The sequence below is a fragment of the Rhodococcus erythropolis R138 genome, assembly GCF_000696675.2.
GTDB classification, from domain to species: Bacteria; Actinomycetota; Actinomycetes; order Mycobacteriales; family Mycobacteriaceae; genus Rhodococcus_F; species Rhodococcus_F erythropolis.
In genome coordinates this window covers 4515313-4532225 of the sequence record NZ_CP007255.1, presented here as the reverse complement: position 1 = coordinate 4532225, position 16913 = coordinate 4515313, and the positions used below count along the sequence as shown (strand labels likewise).

The following is a 16913-nucleotide window of genomic DNA, read 5'->3' as shown; positions in this document are numbered from 1 at the left end:
TGTACTCTCGATCGGGTGGCAATTCGCATCGTGAGTCTTGTGGCCCGATTGGGTTTGGCGGCCGTTTGGCTGATTTCCGGGGGACTCAAGTTCTTTGATCCCGTGCAGACGAAGATCGCGGTGCGCGCCTATCAACTGTTGCCCGAGTCGCTGGTAGGTCCGGTGGCGACGGCTCTTCCCCTGGTCGAAATAGTGCTGGGCCTGCTGATCCTCGTCGGGTTGGCGGTGCGAGTATCCGCTGCGGTCTCGGTGGTCATCCTCACGGTTCTCATTGCGGTGATCATTTCGGTGTGGGCCAGGGGATTGTCCATCGACTGCGGATGTTTCGGCGGCGGAGGTGCAGCCGACGTCGGCGCTTGGGACTATCTGAAGGAGATTCTCCGGGACCTGGGCTTCTTGGCACTTGCCGTCTGGCTGCTCGTGTTCCCGCGTTCGCCGCTCGCATTGGGGCCCGGATCACGCGCGGCGTTCTCAGTGGATACTCAGTCTTCAGTGGCAAGGTAAGCAATCGGTAAATCGTTTCGACGCACGAAGGACTGCATCAGCGTGAGCACCAAGAGCAGCAAGAACAAATACTCGCCGGAACCGGTCTCGAGCCGCTCCACTTACATCATCGGTGGCCTCGCGGTGCTCGTGATCGCGGCCCTCGTCATCGGCGGTGTCTTGTGGACGAACAGCAAGAACAAGCCCCAGAACGACGGCTACGGCTCCGTGCAGAGTTCCGAAGTTGCCGTCACGGTGCAGGACAACGGAGTGGTGCTGCTCGGCAAGCCCTCCGCCGCGACGACCATTGATCTCTTCGAGGATCCGCTGTGCCCGGCCTGCGCTGCCCTCGAGCACCTCAGTGGCCAGGCTCTCGCGGCCGCCGTCGACAACGGTGACGTCGCCGTGCGGTACCACATGCTGAACTTCCTCAACCGGGCGTCGGGCAGCGGTGACTACTCCACACGGGCCGGCGCCGCTCTGCTCTGCGTCGCTCAGGGTGGTGACGCGATCGCGTACTCCGCATTCCACAACAAGCTTTTCGCGACCGACACGCAGCCTGCCGAGGGCGGCAGCAGCGATCACACCAACGACGACCTCGCCCAGATCGCTCGTGATGCGGGCGCATCCGAGGACGTGGCAACCTGCATCTCTTCCGGCACCAACGTCGAAGCCGCCGCGGCTAATGCCGCAGCCGCCAGCCAGGCGCTCAAGGATGTCGGGTCGAACGGGACGCCCACGGTAGTGGCGAACGGCAAGATCGTTGACACGGGCAGCAGCGACTGGGTTTCCAAGCTCTCCTCCTGAGCTGAAGCGGCCGCTCGGACGAGGAGCGGCCGCTTCGCTCTGACCAGGCGATTTGTTGCCCAGGAGTCAAGTGGTGTAACTTTCTTCCAGCAAGCGGAAAGCAGAAAAGCCGCTGCGAGTTCGACTGTTAGAGTGAATTGAATACGGGGCTATGGCGCAGCTGGTAGCGCACCACACTGGCAGTGTGGGGGTCAGGGGTTCGAGTCCCCTTAGCTCCACCCGAACAAATGCTCTGCACCAATCGGTGCAGAGCATTTGTTGTTTTCGAGCCAGTGTTGTCGACCCTGCGTTTTTCGAGTCTCTATTGCATGCAGCACAGTTCTGCCTAGATGTGTCGACCGCCATAACGCCAGGGCGTCAATGTTCAATAACGTCCGCGATGAGGCCTGATCATCCCGTGCATTCTCAGCATGGGGACCGTTGGCGGAACGGAGAATCATGAGTGCACACGTGGTCATAATCGGGGCAGGATATGCGGGCGTCATGGCAGCGAAGCGGCTCCATCAGGGCTGGCTACGACGCGACGGTCTCGTTCGACAGGGCGCTACCGCGTGCGGCACACCGAGTCTTCGGAGAGGTGACGACGATCGAGGCGGCGCTCGGCAGGCTCACCCTCGACGACGGCAGCGTGCTCGACTACGACTACTTGGTCTACGCAGTCGGAAGTAGGCAGTTACCCAGCACGATCGCCGGGGCGGACGAGCACGGGTTCGGCGTCGCCGAATTCGAGGACGCGGTCCGCCTCTCGTCCAGGCTGGCGACTCTCGACGAGAAGGCTGCGGTCTGCGTTGTCGGCGGCGGTCTCACCGGAATCGAGACTGCCGCAGAATTGGCTGAGCATCGAAGCAGCCGAATCACTTTGGTGACCGGAGGAATCGTGGCCCCGGACCTGTCAGAGCGTGCTCGATCGGCAATTCTCAGAACATTGACCGACCTCGGGGTCGATATTGTCACCGAATCCCGGGTGACTCGGATCGACGGTTCGTCCTGCGAGCTAGCGGGAGGTGTACGGGTTGAGGCCGATTGCACGATTCTCGCGACAGAATTCGGTGTCCCCGAGCTGGCGCGCCGAAGTGGCCTCCCGGTCGACGATCTCGGTCGTCTGAAGGTCGACGATCGACTGGAATGCTCGTCCCACCCCAACATCTTTGGTGCGGGCGATGGCGTCGCAGTCGGTGATCTTTCACTGAGGATGAGTTGTCAGGCCGCGATCCCCTTGGGAGTCCATGCGGCCGAAACGATCCTGCATCGACTCGAAGGTTCCGCGCCGCGCCCGGTGACTCCGAAGTTCGCAGGCCGGTGCATCAGTCTCGGGAGGCGGCGAGGTGTGTTCCAGCGGACCACTCGTGTCGACGAGTCAACGGGAGTGGTCATTGCGGGCAGGGCGGGTGCATTCGTCAAGGAAAGGGTCTGTTCGTCGACGACCGAATGGGCTGTCACTCCACGCCGCTCTCCCTTCTACAGCTGGACGTGAGCCGCAGTTGGTCACGCTCGATCGCAGACTCGATCGATGATCGCCGCAGTCTTGCGGACGTACGGTTGACGGACGACGTCTTCGTGACACGCGTCGACGTCGTCGAAATCGAGGGAGCCTGTGGCGATGAGTGACCAGATCTCACGTCCACGGTTGTTGGTGGCTCCACGGATCACCGTGACAGGCGCGGCGCACGTTCGCATCCGATGCTTCCGGAGCGCCTGGCCGCCGATGTAGAGGAACACCGTCCACTGGGTGGCCGGTGGGTACTGCAGAATGCCGGCGAAGAGCGTGCGGATCCACATCGCCGCGACGGTGCGCCTGGTCGGCTTCCATCGAGTATTGGTGGATGGTTGTGGTGCGAGATCGACGATCGACGGATCCAGGCTGATGCCCGCTCGACCGGCCAGTCGTGCGGCAGTCTCGGTGGAGATTCTGGTGTCGAGAACGGTGACGTGCTCGACAGTGTCACCGGACTCGGACAGCTGTGACGCCATCTCCAGCGCCACGTAGCCGCCGTACGAGTAACCGGCGAGGAGGTATGGCCCGGTGGGCTGAATCTTCTTGATTTCGAATATGAAACGGCGGGCGCTTGCTTTCACTGACCGGTCGGGTAGTCCGCGAGATTCGAAGCCATGTGGCTGAAGTGCGTAAACCGGCCGATCGGTGTGAAGCGCTTTCGACAAGGTGGACAGCGTCGTCGATGGGCACCCCGCTCCGTTCATGATGAACAGCGGTCGCCCGGACCCTTCGAGCTTCAGCGGAACCATCGTGTTGTGACAGACACGATCATCGGGATCGATTCTGCACCGATCCACCAGCGCTGCAAGGTCTTTGACGGTGCTGGCGGCCGCGAACTCCGCCGCCGTGATCCGGATCCGGAACATGTCGTGAATCTTTGCCACCACTTCGGTTGAAGCAAGCGAATCGCCACCGAGTTCGAAGAAGTCGTCATCACGGTCGATGGAGTCGATACCGAGAATCGACTCCCAGATCGAGGACAACCACAATTCGGCGGGCCCGGCGAGAGTCGGTGGAGTGGACCGCACCTCGACGGAGGGCAGCGCTGTTCGATCGACCTTTCCTCTTTCGTTGCGCGGCAACGCTGGCATCAGAACAAAATGTCGGGGGAGCATCCAGGCCGGCAGATATGTCGCCAATTCGCGCCGCATCTCGGCGCCCGACCGTGCCATCACGGCTTTGGTCAGGACCACGTAGGCGACAATCTCCGGTCGATCGTTCTCGAGGACGACAGCCACGAAAACATCGGAGACGCCGGGAATTCGACGAATATGCGCCTCGACTTCCATCGGCTCTACCAAATAGCCCCGAATCTTGACGGCGTCGTCGACGCGTCCCCGCAGTTGTAGTTCGCCGCGTTCGTCGATACGGCCCCGGTCACCGGTCCGGTAGATGCTCACTCCGTCGCCGAGGCGCGTGAATCGTGCCGCAGTGCGATCCGGGTCACCGTGGTATCCATCGGCAAGATCGCTCGAGACAACCTGTATCTCGCCGATCTCTCCGTCGGGGAGAGGCACGCCGTTCACATCGACGATCTGTACATCCTTGCCGTCGCGAGCACGTCCGGCCGGAACCACTCCGACGGGTAGTTCGGAATGTGGTGGGAACGCGTTGTACGCGACGACACCGGTCTCGGTGGTGGCCAGCCAGTTGACGTACGTGACGCGAGCGAAGCCGTGACTGCGATGGCGCGCGTAGTCCTCGCCGTGCACTGCTTCCCCGTACGTCACGACGACCCGCAGCGATCCGAGCGAATTATCCGGTGCTTCATCGGATTCGAGGCTTGACCATGCCCGCAGGAATGACGGCGCGCAGTGCGCGGTCGTGATCGAATTCTCGATCAGCCAGTCGTCGATTCCCGAAACTCCGTCTACGCGTGGATCCCAGCAGAAGACCGTGACGCCGTTCATCAGTCCCATGATCAGGGCCGTGATTCCGGCTCCGAAACTGACGGGCAACAGGTTTCCGATGTGATCATCGGGGCGCAGGTCGATTGCTGCGGCAAGTTCGTCGGCTTTGTTCAGGCACATGGAGTGGCTCAACACGACTCCCTTGGGCGCTCCACTGGTCCCTGATGTGAACGCGATCATGGCAGGGTCGGAACTCGATGGTTCCAGCGCGTTGTCGAAACGGAAGCCGGTTGCGGCCGATTCGTCGAGGATCGACTGCAGCGCGACGGCGCCCGAGGCGCTCATGATGTGCGCTCGCCGGGCCTCGGGGAGTTGTGGGTCGATCATGACCAAGGGCCGACCGGAAATCAGAGTAGCGAGGATGGCGGGCACCGACTCGGCGGTTGGTTCGAGATCGACCGCAACCGGGCGAGCCCCGTGTGACCCACGCAGGCGAAGTTCGCGGACCAATGCATCGGTCCGGAGTTCGAGTTCGGCGAAAGTGATCCGGTCGCGTGGAGTCACGACGGCAACGCTGTCGTGCTGCATCGAGGTGACTCGGCGCCACCTCGACTCGATCGTCTCGTCGATGACTGCATAGCGAGTGCGCTCGAGACCTAAGTCGACAACCTTCATCACAGTAGCTCCGTCCGACTTTCAGCTATCTTTGAGCAAAGACTACATAAGGTTTGTGAAGTAGGTCCATAACAAACCGAAAGTAGTTTTACATACGTCCCCATCCTCCAGTCCGTCAGCTCCGAATACCTTGAGGAACCAATGCCGATCGAGCGTTGTACAGACGAGGAGCAATGACATGAAGTGGTCGGGGCGAAGTGCGATTGCGATTGCGGGAGTGTGCGCCGCAGCGACGCTGTTTTCGGGAACCGCGCAGGCGAGCCCACTCTGGGAACCTCTGCAGCCGGTGGCGAACCTGGACGCCGCGCGCTACGTAGGGGAATGGAACCAGGTGGCGGCGATTCCTCAGCCCTTCAACCTCGCGTGCGCGAAGGACACCCGGGCGAGTTACGGGATCGTCGATTCGTCGAACGTGAGCGTGAAGAACACGTGTACGACGTGGACCGGCCAAGCCAACGAGATCGTCGGGAATGCCCGAGTTACCGATCCAGCAACGGGTGCCCAGTTGCATGTGAGCTTCCCCGGGGTGCCCTCGCAGGAGAGTTTGGACGGTCCGCCCAACTACATCGTCACGTATATCGCCGACGATTATTCGTGGGCACTGGTGGGCGATCCACTCAGGCTTTCCGGGTTCGTGCTCTCACGGTCCCCGATTGTCGACGCGGCCGGCTGGAGTGAGATCCGTCGGGTCGCCGAATCCCGTGGATACAACGCGTGCACGATCTTGACGTCACCGACCACCGAGGGCACGTCGGACATCCGTCCGCTCTGCACGGTGTGAGTCTGCTGTCAGCGTGAACCTTCCGGAGCCACACTCCACTACGATCACTGATCGGTACGTGTGGTTTCGGAAGGTTGTGTGGTGGCGAAGAAGCAGATTCCCGTAATAGTCGTCGCAGGCTTTCTCGGTTCGGGAAAGACGACGCTGCTCAACCATCTTCTGCGCAACAACGACGGTGTACGCATCGGCGTGATCGTCAACGACTTCGGCTCCGTCAACATCGACTCGATGATGGTCGCCGGTCAGGTCGATTCGATGGTCTCTCTCAGTAACGGCTGTTTGTGCTGCGCTGTCGACGTCTCGGACATGGACGAGATGCTGAACAAGTTGGCGCACCGGCAATCCGGGATCGACGTCATCGTCATCGAGGCGAGCGGGCTTGCTGAGCCGCGGAACATGATTCGACTCGTCCTCGGAAGTGAGAACCCGTCTGTCGTCTACGGCGGCCTGGTGGTCCTGGTCGACGGAGCCAATTTCTCCACCGTTCGCCGCGAACATCCCGAGCTCGATCAACATGTCCGCCTGGCAGACCTGGTGGTAGTCAACAAGATCGACAGCGTTCCGGTCTCCGAGCGTGAGAGATTCACGGCCGGAATTCGCGAGTTGAATCCGCGAGCGCCGATAGTGGAGACGGCGCATTCACGGATAGACCCTGCTCTGCTGTTCGATTCCGGTGAGGTGACCCCTCCCGCTCCGGGCGATCAACTGAGCCTCGACGAGCTCCTGCGCGAGGGGCACGACGACGATCACGAGGACGGCTCGTGTCACCACGATCACCTGCACCACCGCTACGAATCGGTTGATTTCACGTCGGAGATGCCACTCGATGCCAGGGCTCTGACGCATTTCCTCGAGAATCAACCGCCGGGGGTGTACCGCATCAAAGGATTCGTGAACTTCGAGATTCCGGGTTACACAGGAAAATTCGAGATCCAATCGGTGGGTGATCATGTTCGGATCACGCCGCTGCGGTGGAAGTCGGGCGAACCTCGAACCACGCAACTGGTTGTGATCGGTACCGGGATGGATTCGGGAGTGGTCGGCAGCGCACTCCGCGCCTGCGTGCGCGAGGAAACGGTCGAACCGCACCCCGACGCCATGCTGGGATTGCACCGCTATACCGTCGGGGCGTGAGTGAATCAGATGTATCCGTGTACGAAGCGATTCGGCGACGGCGAGACGTTCGCGCCGAGTTCTCGGGAGAGGTCATCCCCGACGAAACTCTGATGCGCATTCTCGACGCCGCCCATCGCGCGCCGAGCGTGGGAAACACGCAACCGTGGGATTTTGTCGTCGTTCGTAATCCGGAGACGCTCAATACCTTCGCGGCACACGTCGCCGATGCCCGGCTGAAGTTCGCGCAGTCTTTGCCCGAGGATCGCCGATCGACGTTCGACCCCATCAAGATCGAGGGAATCGCCGAGAGCGGTACCGGCATCGTCGTCACTTACGACCCGTCACGCGGTGGCCCGAACATCCTCGGCCGTCATACCGTCGACGACACCGGACTGTTCTCGGCGGTACTCGCCATTCAGAATTTGTGGCTCGCCGCAGTGGCCGAGGAGATCGGCATCGGCTGGGTTTCGTTCTACGACGAGAAGTACCTCACCGAACTCATGGGCATTCCGTCGCCCGTACGCCCCATTGCGTGGCTGTGCGTCGGGAAGGTGACTGAGTTTCAACAGGTTCCGGATCTCGAGCGCTTCGGATGGCGACAGCGCCGGCCATTGGCCGACGCTGTCCACTACGAAACCTATTGAGTTGTACCGGGTGGCCTAGCGCGCGGGACGGCCCCCGGTGGAGCCTGCGGTGCGAGCGCCGCCGCCGGTGCGGGGACGGCGAGCGCCGCCGCCTGCATGTTCCTGACGGGCAACTCCGCCGGTGCGAGCACCGCGTGACTGACCGCCTTGTCCGGAGCGCGCCTGACCCGAACGTGCTGCGCCGCCGCGTCCACCCTGGCCGGCGGGACGCTGTCCGCGTCCACCGTTCGGCTGGGCCGGAGCCTTCGGAGCCGGCGTCACGTGCGGTGCGATGTCGCCGACCAACTTGACGACGTGCTCGGAGCTGGCAGTCGAACGAACCGGGGTCACCTTGATGGCCGCCTTACGCATGAGGATCGCGAGATCCTTACGCTGCTCGGGCAGAACCACGGTGACCACGTCGCCGGCGCTGCCTGCTCGAGCGGTGCGACCACTGCGGTGCAGGTACGCCTTGTGCTCGGCCGGCGGATCGACGTGGACGACCAACTCGACGTCGTCGACGTGGACGCCGCGCGCTGCGACGTCGGTGGCGACGAGGACGCGCGCTTCACCGGCGGAGAATGCCGCCAGGTTACGGTCGCGAGCAGCCTGAGAGAGGTTGCCGTGCAGGTCCACTGACGGGATGCCCGACTCGGTGAGCTGGCGAGCCAACTTGCGTGCCTGGTGCTTGGTGCGCATGAACAGGATGCGACGACCGGTACCGGAAGCGAGCTTCTCGACCAGAGCCTTCTTGGCTTCGACGCCGTCGACGTCGAACACGTGGTGAGTCATCGCGGCGACGGGGGAGTTGGCCTCGTCGACCGAATGCATGACCTCGTTCTTGAGGAAACGCTTGACGAGCTTGTCGACGCCGTTGTCCAGCGTTGCCGAGAACAGAAGGCGCTGCCCGTCCTGCGGGGTGGACGAGAGGATGCGGGTGACGACGGGCAGGAAGCCGAGGTCGGCCATGTGGTCGGCCTCGTCGAGCACGGTGATCTCGACGGCGTCGAGGCTGACGAATTTCTGCTTCATGAGGTCTTCGAGGCGACCGGGGCAGGCGACGACGATGTCGACTCCGGCCTTGAGAGCCTGAACCTGGCGGTGCTGCGAGACGCCACCGAAGATGGTGGTCACGCGCAAGTCGTATGCGGCGGCCAACGGTTCGAGGGTTGCGGTGATCTGGGTGGCGAGCTCACGCGTCGGTGCGAGCACCAGGCCGAGCGGTCGACCCGGACGACGCTTGCCTCCGGACAGTTCGCCGGCGAGGCGGGAGACCATGGGGATGGAGAACGCGAGGGTCTTGCCGCTTCCGGTCTTTCCGCGGCCCAGTACGTCGCGCCCCGAAAGAGTGTCGGGGAGGGTGTCGATCTGGATCGGGAACGGAGAAGTGATTCCGCCGTCTTCGAGAGCTTTCACCAGCGGTGCGCGCACACCGAGGGCTGCGAAGGTGGTAGCGGGCGTAGAGATGTCAGACAAGTGTGTTCAGAGCCTTTCGGGCACGTGTTCGTGCCCGGATGCCGACACGGGAATTAACCGGTCGAACAATCAAGCACAGTGGTGGCGGCGCTGCCGGTCGGCAGGCTTCTTCGCCGTAAGAAGAGCGGGTGCATTGAGCACTCAGCAAGAAAATTTGCGTTCTACGACGCTGGATGCCCGATTTCAGGCACCTAGTGATCGCAACTCTACCTTCTCGGAGCGTTCGACCTACAACCCGACCCATTCGGAGACGCCGTTCGCGAAGTGTTGCCGCTTCCAGATCGGTACCTCGTGCTTGATGCGCTCCACCAGTTCGGCGCACGCGGCGAACGCCTCCGCTCGATGCGGGGCGGCGACGGCGGCGACCAGTGCGAGATCACCGATCTCGAGGTGACCGACGCGATGGATCGCAGCAACCGGCAGGCCGGTCGAGGCTGCAACCTCTTGGCAGCACGTCTGGAGGAAGCGTTCGGCATCCGGATGCGCTTGGTACTCCAACGCTGAAACTGCTTGACCTCCATCGTGATTGCGCACCGTTCCCGTGAACACCACAACAGCGCCGTTCTTCGGACCGGCAACGGCGGCGTCGACGGTGTCTGCGTGAATCGGTTGCTCGGAGATCCGAGCCAGTAGCTCACTCATCGTGTGCTCCTCCGCCTGCGACCTGCGCGAGCAGGTGATCGATGATGGGTTCGAGGACGGCGAGACCGTCCTTCACTCCACCGGGAGAACCCGGAAGATTGACGATGACCGTCGTACCTGTGAGACCTGCCACACCACGGCTCAGTGACGCGTGCGGGGTCTTCTCGAGGCCCTTGGTTCGGATCGCTTCTGCGACCCCGGGCAACTCACGGGTCAAGACTGCCCGGGTAGCTTCCGGCGTTGCATCCGTGGGGGAAGCACCGGTGCCGCCGGTGCTGATGACAAGCGACGGGGAGCCCTCCTTGGCGTCAGCGATGCCTGCCGCGATGTCTGCGTCGGCGTACACAAGCGGTCCACGCACCTCGAAGTCCCGCTCGCGTAGCCAGGCTGCGATCGTCGGTCCGGTGGTGTCGGGTCTGGTTCCGTTGGCACCGCCGGTGGAAGCGACGAGGACGGTTGCGGACCGTGGCGAGGCGAAGGCGTGCGCCGGAGATGTCTGTGAGTTCTGAGTGCCGCGGGTCCAATGTCCGTGTTTACCACCGTCTTTGGTGAGCAGGCGAACACCGTTCATAGTGGCTCCGGGATCGACCGCTTTGACCATGTCGTGCAAGGTCAGGCCGGCTACCGCGACGGCGGTGAGTGCTTCCATCTCGACGCCGGTCTGTCCGCGAGTCTTTGCCGTCGCTTCGACGGTGATCGAGGTTTCGGTGAACCCGAATTCCACCTTGACCGACGAAAGCGCGAGCTGATGACACAACGGGATCAGCTCTGACGTCTTTTTTGCACCGGCGATTCCGGCAATGCGCGCGGTGGTGAGGACATCGGCCTTGGGCATGCCGTCGGCGCGGACGAGGCGAACTACCTCGGCGGTCGTGACGAGTTCACCGGCAGCGACGGCGATGCGCGTCGTCTCGGCCTTGGCGCTGACGTCGACCATGCGCGCTCGGCCTTCGCTGTCGACGTGTGTCAATTCGGTCATGAGTGTCCTTTGAATCAGATCGAGTGAATCAAATCGAGGAAGTCGAGAGCGGGAGGACGTCGACGAGATCGCCCGCGCCGAGTTCGGTCACGGCGGCGGGGATGTCGATCAGGGCGTCGGCCCACGCCATGGCTGCAACGAGGTGCGAGCCGGGTCCGGCCACGAGTTCGATACCGTCCGCAGTTCTGCGCGCGCGCAGGAACTGGCGCTTGCCATCCACCGAACGCAGCGGTGCAGTAAGTGGCAGCCGTTCGCGCGGGATCTCGGGCAGACCCGCGGCCCGGCGCAGTTCGCCGCGGGCGAAGACCTCGAACGAGACCATCGTGCTGACCGGGTTGCCCGGGAAACTCAGGACCGGCACTTCGTTCACCACTGCAGTGCCTTGCGGGCCACCAGGTTGCATTGCGACGTGGCCGAAGTGTGCACCCAGAGGGGTGAGAGTTTCCTTCACCACCTCGAAATCGCCCATGGACACCCCACCGGAGGTGAAAACCAGATCGGCGACCGAGGTTGCGTACGAGAGTAATTCGCGGAACTCGGCGGGGTCGTCGCTGCTTCGGGCGACGGATACGACATCGGCGCCGTTGGCTTCGGCCAATGTTGCCAAAGCTGGTCCGTTGGAATCGTAGATCTCGCCGGGTTCGAGAGTTGTTCCGGCACTTTTCAGTTCGGCGCCCGTCGTAATTATCGCGACCCGTGGCTTCGTGTACGTGTCGAGCGAGGCCAGGCCCACAGCGCTCAGCGCGGCGATATGGCGAGGTTCCAAGTGTGTTCCGGCCGTGACCAGTAGCATTCCGGCAGTGATGTCGCTGCCACGTTCGCGAACGAATTCGCCTACAGACCTGCCCCGTTCGATGGTGACCACGTGTTCGGTGACGCCCGTGGTGTCCTCGACGGGAACGACGGCGTCGGCACCCTCGGGGAGCGGCGCACCGGTCATGATGCGAAATGCCGATCCTGGAAGGTGTTTCGGTGGTTTTCCGCTTCCAGCGGCGATCACGCCTCGAACCGTCAGTGTGGTCGGAACCGAGGCCACAGAAGCAGCATCGACCGCATATCCGTCCATCTGTGAGTTGCGGAAGAGGGGCAGGTCCACCGGCGATGCGATATCCGAGCAAGTTATGCGCCCCAACGCTTCTGCCGTCGGAACCGCCGACGGAGAGAGGGTGTGCAGGCCGGTGAGCAATCCGGAGATGTGCGCAGCGTGTTCCTCGACCGAACGCGCGCTCATGACAGTAACCTCGACAACCTCGACATGTTTTGATCCTAGGCGGTGTGGTCCGTCCGACACACGGAGTACGGCTTTCGGTCATACTGGAGCAATACGGAAGTTGGTGAAGTGATGACAGTGGTCTCGATGGGAATTCCCACCGTGCGGTTTGACGCTGCCTCCCTCGCCGGTCGTCCCGAGACGGATCTCCTGGTCGACAGGTTCGGGCGTGTTGCCAGAGATCTGCGAGTCTCGATCACCGAGAAGTGTTCACTTCGTTGCACGTATTGCATGCCGGAGGAAGGCTTGCCGGCCATCGCTGCGGAAGACCTTCTGAGTGCCGACGAGATCGTTCGAGTAGTCGGAATCGGTGTCGAACGAGTCGGTATTCGCGAGGTGAGATTCACCGGCGGCGAGCCGCTGATGCGTAGTGACCTCGAAAAGATCATCGCGGGATGCGCCGCGCGTGTGCCAGGAATTCCACTTGCCATGACCACCAACGCCGTTGGGCTCGAACATCGTGCCGCAAAGCTGGCTGCAGCTGGTTTGACCCGCGTGAATGTTTCCCTGGATTCGGTTGATCGCGCGCACTTCGCGGAATTGACGCGTCGAGACAGGTTGCCTTCGGTTCTCGCGGGAATCCGAGCGGCCGCGGTGGCTGGCCTTGCGCCGCTCAAGGTAAATGCCGTTCTCATGCGCGAAACGCTCCACGGCGCGGCGGACCTTTTACAGTGGTGCCTCGACGCCGGAGTCGAATTGCGGTTCATCGAACAAATGCCTCTCGATGCAGACCATGCTTGGGCGCGCGAGAACATGGTGACTGCGGCTGAATTGCTGTCGGTATTGAGTGAGCGTTTCGAATTGGCCGCAATCGGTCGCGAAGACCCGTCGGCTCCTGCTGAAGAATGGCGTGTCAACGGGACTGAAATGACGGTGGGGATCATCGCTTCGGTGACGCGCTCGTTCTGCAGTGATTGCGATCGGACGCGAATGACTGCAGAGGGGACAATTCGGTCATGTTTGTTCAGTGACCGTGAAGTTGATCTGCGTGCCGCGCTCAGGGCCGGAGCAAGTGACGACGAACTTGCGGATTTGTGGCGCGGTGCGATGTGGAACAAGTGGGCAGGGCACGGCATCGACGCCGCGGACTTCGTTCCGCCGGAAAGAAGTATGGGAGCGATTGGTGGCTGATCCGCATTCGATCTCGGTTCGTTACTTTGCTGCTGCAGCGGATGTATCCGGTTGCCGTAGCGAGGTAGTCGCCATTTCGCCCGACAACACACTTGCCGAGTTGGTGGCGGTCTTGGTCGGGCGATACGGACCGGAGATGGAGCGAGTGCTGTCGGTCTCGGCTTTCCTCGTCGGTGACGAGTTGACCCGCGACGTCTCTCGAGCCTCCGGTAGCGCCGTCGATATTCTTCCGCCTTTCGCTGGAGGCTAGTCCGAGAATTGCCGGCGTAGCTATTTGTGGGCTGCCGTCGTATTGTCCTTTTTTGGTTTCCCGGTCCAAATATTTATATCTTGATCACTCCAGCTCAAGTGGCATGTATCTCCGTTTTCTCCATTGTTGGTCAATTGTCCAGCATTGGTCGTTTTGTTTAGTTTCTCCTACTTTTGGGGGAGTAAATGCACTTCTAATTGCCCAGGTGAATTGTCATCTGTTTGGATGACAAAAGAAATACCTTCGCTGTTGGTAATTGTCGACATGTGTTAATTTTGGCGCAATTCCACTCGGGATATGTGAAAGGTATTTCAATGTCGATTAATTCCACGCGCCGTGTCGGAGTCGTCGTAGCGCTCCTCGGGGCAGCTGCACTCACCGCTCCGGCAATTGCTACTGCGCTTCCGTCCACCGGTTCTCTCGGCTCTTCTGCGCCGGAAGCCTCGTGCTCGACCCTGTCCACCGAAGCGACGCCGAACGGGTGGGGCATCCCGTTCACCGACGAGAAGGATCAGACCGCGTCGTACTCGGCCGACAACGTTCTCGACAAGGACGGTTCACTGAAGCTGGCCGTCGACGGTACCGGCGATCGTTCGGTTTCCTACCATTCGGCCGGCGGTATCAAGCTGTCCGACGCAGTCAGCAAGGCGATCGGTTTCGCCGAGCGCGCCGCCACGCCGACTGCGGCGTTCCAGCTCCGCCTCACCGGAACCACCGGCGGAAAGTTCGAGAACGGATTCACCACCCTGGTGTGGGTCCCGGGACCCGACGCGACGCCGACGGCTGACGGCGGCGTTCACGCGGATCTCCAGAAGGGCGTGTGGTGGAGCACTCAGAACATCGACGGCGCCAAGGACCGCGTGTCAGTGCCTTTGGCTGACATCGTCGCCGCGAACCCGAAAGCGGTAGTCGACCACTACGGCGTCAGTGTCGGGACCGGCTCCGCTGCCACCTCGACGCTGGTCGATGCGGTGCAGTTCAACGGATGCACCACCAACTTCGCGAAGAAGGATCCGGCTTCGGGAACGGGTTCGCTGGGCGACGTCTTCGGCAGCCTGTTCGGTAGCTAGTCGCTGGTAAGAGTTACTTCCACCAGTCATCCAGGGGTGTGACCGGCACCGTGCGCTTGTGACGAGTGTTGGCGAACATCTTCTCGAGCTTTTCGGCTACCTCGGAGGAAACGTCCTTTCCTTCGAGGTAGTCGTCTATCTGTGAGTACGTGACGCCGAGGGCAACTTCGTCGGGCAGTGCGGGTCGGTCGTCCTCGAGGTCGGCGGTCGGCACCTTGCGCCACGTGCTCTCGGGTGCGCCCAATTCCTGCAGTAGCGCAGCGCCCTGACGTTTGCTCAGGCCGGTGAGCGGCGTGATGTCGACGCCGCCGTCACCGAATTTCGTGAAGAAGCCGGTAATCGCTTCTGCGGCGTGGTCGGTACCGATTACCAAGTAGCCGAGCTGACCGGCAATCGCATACTGAATGACCATTCGTTCGCGCGCCTTGATGTTGCCACGGACGAAGTCGCGTAATTCGCCGTTCCCCAACGCCTCGGAGGCCTCACGGGCTGTGGCGTCGGCGCCAGGCTTGACGTTGACCGTGAGAGAGCGGTCCGGCTTGATGAAGCCGAGTGCGATCTGAGCATCGGATTCGTCGGCCTGCGCGCCATAGGGGAGTCGAACGGCGACGAACTCGGCCTCGTGGCCTTCTTCACGAAGTTCAGCGACCGCGCGTTGGGCGAGGGCTCCGGCGAGCGTGCTGTCCTGACCGCCGCTGATTCCCAGAACGAACCCTTTGGCGGGGGTCGAGCGCACGTAGTCCTTCAGGAACTGGACTCGCGCGCGAACCTCCGCTGCGGCGTCGATTGTCGGCTTTGTGCCGAGTTCTTCGATGATGCTTTCACGCAGTGTGGCCATGAATGGACTCTAGCGATGTGAGCAGGCGCGTGCAGTGCCACCGTATCCGGGGCGGTACGGTCGCGCACATGAGTGCGAACAACGTTCTGGTGGTCAGTGCGACGAAGTCGGAAGCGGCATACGTGCCGCAAGGATACGAACTGCTGATCACGGGGATTGGAAAGGTCAGTGCTGCAACAGCAGTCGCCTCTGCTCTCGCGCGGTACGAGCGGGAGAATCTGCCGCTGGTCGTCAACATCGGGACCGCCGGTGCGCTGCACGCGCACCACGGTGGCCTCTATGTTCCCGGGGTTGTCATCAATCACGACATCAGCAGCACCGCGATCCGAGCGCTGGGGCACGACGTCGCGGACCGATTAGTACTCGCCGGCGGTGACGACTCGGTGTTGGCGACCGGCGACGCATTTATCGCCGACACTGCGACCCGGGACGCTCTCGCTCAGCGAGCCGATCTGGTCGACATGGAGGGGTTTGCCATCGCATTCGCCGCGCAGGCTGCGGGTGCTACCTGCCGCCTCGTCAAACATGTCAGCGATCACGCGGACGACTCGGCCTTGGACTGGCCCGCGATGATCGATGCCAGCGCCCGCGAATTGGGGCGCTGGCTGCTCGACAACGTCTGATCGAGCCTGCAGCGTCTGGTCAAGCCTGCGCAGTCAGTATCAATCCGGTGTTGTCGGGCTTGCGCAGGGTCAGCGTGTCGGCGTCGACGGTGTAGCTCACTTCACCGTCGAGTACCGCCAGCATCTGACGCTCGATGTCCATGTTCTCCTCGGGGCAGGCCATTCGCGTGGTTGCCATCGGCGTGAACGTGACTGTGGTGTCGGATACCTGGGCGCTTCCGGTCATGCGATTGCATCCGGTGGTTCCGCTGACCGAACCGTCTGCGGCAATCGTGAGTTCGGGAGCTGACGTCTCCAGAGCCAGGCTCGTACTGATCGCATCGGGACTGATGAGCGACGTGACGGTCCACGTCGTGCCCTGCAGAGGTCGATCCGGCGTGACGATCTTCTTGTCCTGCAGAGTCACTGTGGCGTCGTCCGATGTCAGGGTGAGGGTGTCGCCGTCGAGGGTCCACGTCGGCGCGGAGGTCAGCAATGTTGTTGTCCAGGTGTCGGATTCGGCGATGCCGGGAGGGCAGCCCATCATGGTCGACGCCATGGTGCCGGTGGTCAGCTTGCCTTCGGTGAACTCGACCGAGCCGTTTGCCGTGTTGCATCCGGCGCTCGCGGACACTCGACCCGCTTGGCTGAAATCGAGAGTCAGCGGGCCACCGCCGGGAATTTGTGTTCCGTCGACGGAGGTCGAGATGAAGACGCGGCCGGAGGGGTCCGTCTTGTCCTCGGGGGAGTCGGACGAAGCGGAGCAACCGCTTACCGCGGCGATTGTCAGGAGGCCGATGACGGCAGCTGCGATGCGCATGGGCT

The 16913-nt window shown here is 62.3% G+C and carries 17 protein-coding genes and 1 tRNA gene; 11 read left to right on the top strand and 7 right to left on the bottom strand.

Annotated features, from left to right (window positions below; all coding sequences use genetic code 11):
* Window positions 1–15: 15 nt before the first annotated feature.
* From H351_RS20765 to H351_RS20750, 4 genes are all read left to right on the top strand, one after another.
* Window positions 16–504, top strand: a complete 489-nt coding sequence (locus H351_RS20765; RefSeq protein ID WP_019747868.1) for a MauE/DoxX family redox-associated membrane protein — start codon at window positions 16–18, stop codon at window positions 502–504.
* A 42-nt stretch (window positions 505–546) separates the two neighbouring features.
* Window positions 547–1290, top strand: coding sequence for a DsbA family protein (locus tag H351_RS20760; RefSeq protein ID WP_007731305.1), 744 nt, complete (start codon window positions 547–549; stop codon window positions 1288–1290).
* A gap of 145 nt (window positions 1291–1435) precedes the next feature.
* A tRNA-Ala gene (locus H351_RS20755) sits at window positions 1436–1508 on the top strand.
* A gap of 254 nt (window positions 1509–1762) precedes the next feature.
* Entirely contained in the window at window positions 1763–2764 is a 1002-nt protein-coding gene (locus H351_RS20750; protein WP_244891379.1) for an NAD(P)/FAD-dependent oxidoreductase, read from the top strand.
* An 11-nt stretch (window positions 2765–2775) separates the two neighbouring features.
* On the opposite strand, the gene H351_RS20745 is transcribed toward H351_RS20750, so the two are convergent.
* A complete protein-coding gene (locus H351_RS20745; RefSeq protein WP_029255080.1) occupies window positions 2776–5310 on the bottom strand; it encodes an AMP-binding protein in 2535 nt (844 codons plus the stop codon).
* A gap of 178 nt (window positions 5311–5488) precedes the next feature.
* Between H351_RS20745 and H351_RS20740 the strand changes: the two genes are divergently transcribed.
* The 3 genes from H351_RS20740 to bluB all read left to right on the top strand — a co-directional run bounded on the left by H351_RS20740 (window position 5489) and on the right by bluB (window position 7851).
* Window positions 5489–6091, top strand: a complete 603-nt coding sequence (locus H351_RS20740) for a lipocalin family protein (RefSeq protein WP_021334361.1) — start codon at window positions 5489–5491, stop codon at window positions 6089–6091.
* An 81-nt stretch (window positions 6092–6172) separates the two neighbouring features.
* Entirely contained in the window at window positions 6173–7225 is a 1053-nt protein-coding gene (locus H351_RS20735) for a CobW family GTP-binding protein (RefSeq protein WP_029255081.1), read from the top strand.
* Window positions 7222–7851, top strand: a complete 630-nt coding sequence (gene bluB, locus H351_RS20730) for a 5,6-dimethylbenzimidazole synthase (protein ID WP_019747874.1) — start codon at window positions 7222–7224, stop codon at window positions 7849–7851. The genes H351_RS20735 and bluB overlap by 4 nt, the downstream gene beginning before the upstream one ends.
* Before the next feature lie 15 nt (window positions 7852–7866).
* On the opposite strand, the gene H351_RS20725 is transcribed toward bluB, so the two are convergent.
* The 4 genes from H351_RS20725 to H351_RS20710 all read right to left on the bottom strand — a co-directional run bounded on the left by H351_RS20725 (window position 7867) and on the right by H351_RS20710 (window position 12158).
* On the bottom strand, window positions 7867–9306 hold the full coding sequence (locus tag H351_RS20725; protein ID WP_029255082.1) for a DEAD/DEAH box helicase: 1440 nt from the start codon (window positions 9304–9306) through the stop codon (window positions 7867–7869).
* A gap of 228 nt (window positions 9307–9534) precedes the next feature.
* A complete protein-coding gene (locus tag H351_RS20720; protein WP_007731311.1) occupies window positions 9535–9948 on the bottom strand; it encodes a molybdenum cofactor biosynthesis protein MoaE in 414 nt (137 codons plus the stop codon).
* Window positions 9941–10927 carry a bifunctional molybdenum cofactor biosynthesis protein MoaC/MoaB gene (gene moaCB, locus H351_RS20715; RefSeq protein ID WP_029255083.1) on the bottom strand — a complete coding sequence of 329 codons (987 nt, stop codon included), beginning with the start codon at window positions 10925–10927 and terminating at the stop codon, window positions 9941–9943. Before moaCB ends, H351_RS20720 begins: the two co-directional genes overlap by 8 nt.
* 28 nt (window positions 10928–10955) lie before the next feature.
* Complete coding sequence (locus H351_RS20710; RefSeq protein ID WP_029255084.1) at window positions 10956–12158, bottom strand: molybdopterin molybdotransferase MoeA; 1203 nt, start codon at window positions 12156–12158, stop codon at window positions 10956–10958.
* Between the two features lie 111 nt (window positions 12159–12269).
* Here H351_RS20710 and moaA point away from each other — a divergent pair, with 111 nt between their 5' ends.
* From moaA to H351_RS20695, 3 genes are all read left to right on the top strand, one after another.
* On the top strand, window positions 12270–13328 hold the full coding sequence (gene moaA, locus H351_RS20705) for a GTP 3',8-cyclase MoaA (protein WP_019747878.1): 1059 nt from the start codon (window positions 12270–12272) through the stop codon (window positions 13326–13328).
* Window positions 13321–13578, top strand: coding sequence for a MoaD/ThiS family protein (locus H351_RS20700; RefSeq protein ID WP_003944706.1), 258 nt, complete (start codon window positions 13321–13323; stop codon window positions 13576–13578). Before moaA ends, H351_RS20700 begins: the two co-directional genes overlap by 8 nt.
* 314 nt (window positions 13579–13892) lie before the next feature.
* Window positions 13893–14648: a hypothetical protein gene (locus tag H351_RS20695; protein WP_020969281.1), complete on the top strand. Its 756-nt coding sequence runs from the start codon at window positions 13893–13895 to the stop codon at window positions 14646–14648.
* Between the two features lie 13 nt (window positions 14649–14661).
* Here H351_RS20695 and nadE read toward each other — a convergent pair whose 3' ends face one another.
* On the bottom strand, window positions 14662–15486 hold the full coding sequence (gene nadE / locus H351_RS20690; RefSeq protein WP_019747880.1) for an ammonia-dependent NAD(+) synthetase: 825 nt from the start codon (window positions 15484–15486) through the stop codon (window positions 14662–14664).
* Between the two features lie 68 nt (window positions 15487–15554).
* Between nadE and H351_RS20685 the strand changes: the two genes are divergently transcribed.
* Entirely contained in the window at window positions 15555–16109 is a 555-nt protein-coding gene (locus H351_RS20685; protein ID WP_019747881.1) for a nucleosidase, read from the top strand.
* A gap of 19 nt (window positions 16110–16128) precedes the next feature.
* On the opposite strand, the gene H351_RS20680 is transcribed toward H351_RS20685, so the two are convergent.
* Window positions 16129–16908, bottom strand: coding sequence for an META domain-containing protein (locus H351_RS20680; RefSeq protein WP_029255085.1), 780 nt, complete (start codon window positions 16906–16908; stop codon window positions 16129–16131).
* Window positions 16909–16913: the final 5 nt, after the last annotated feature.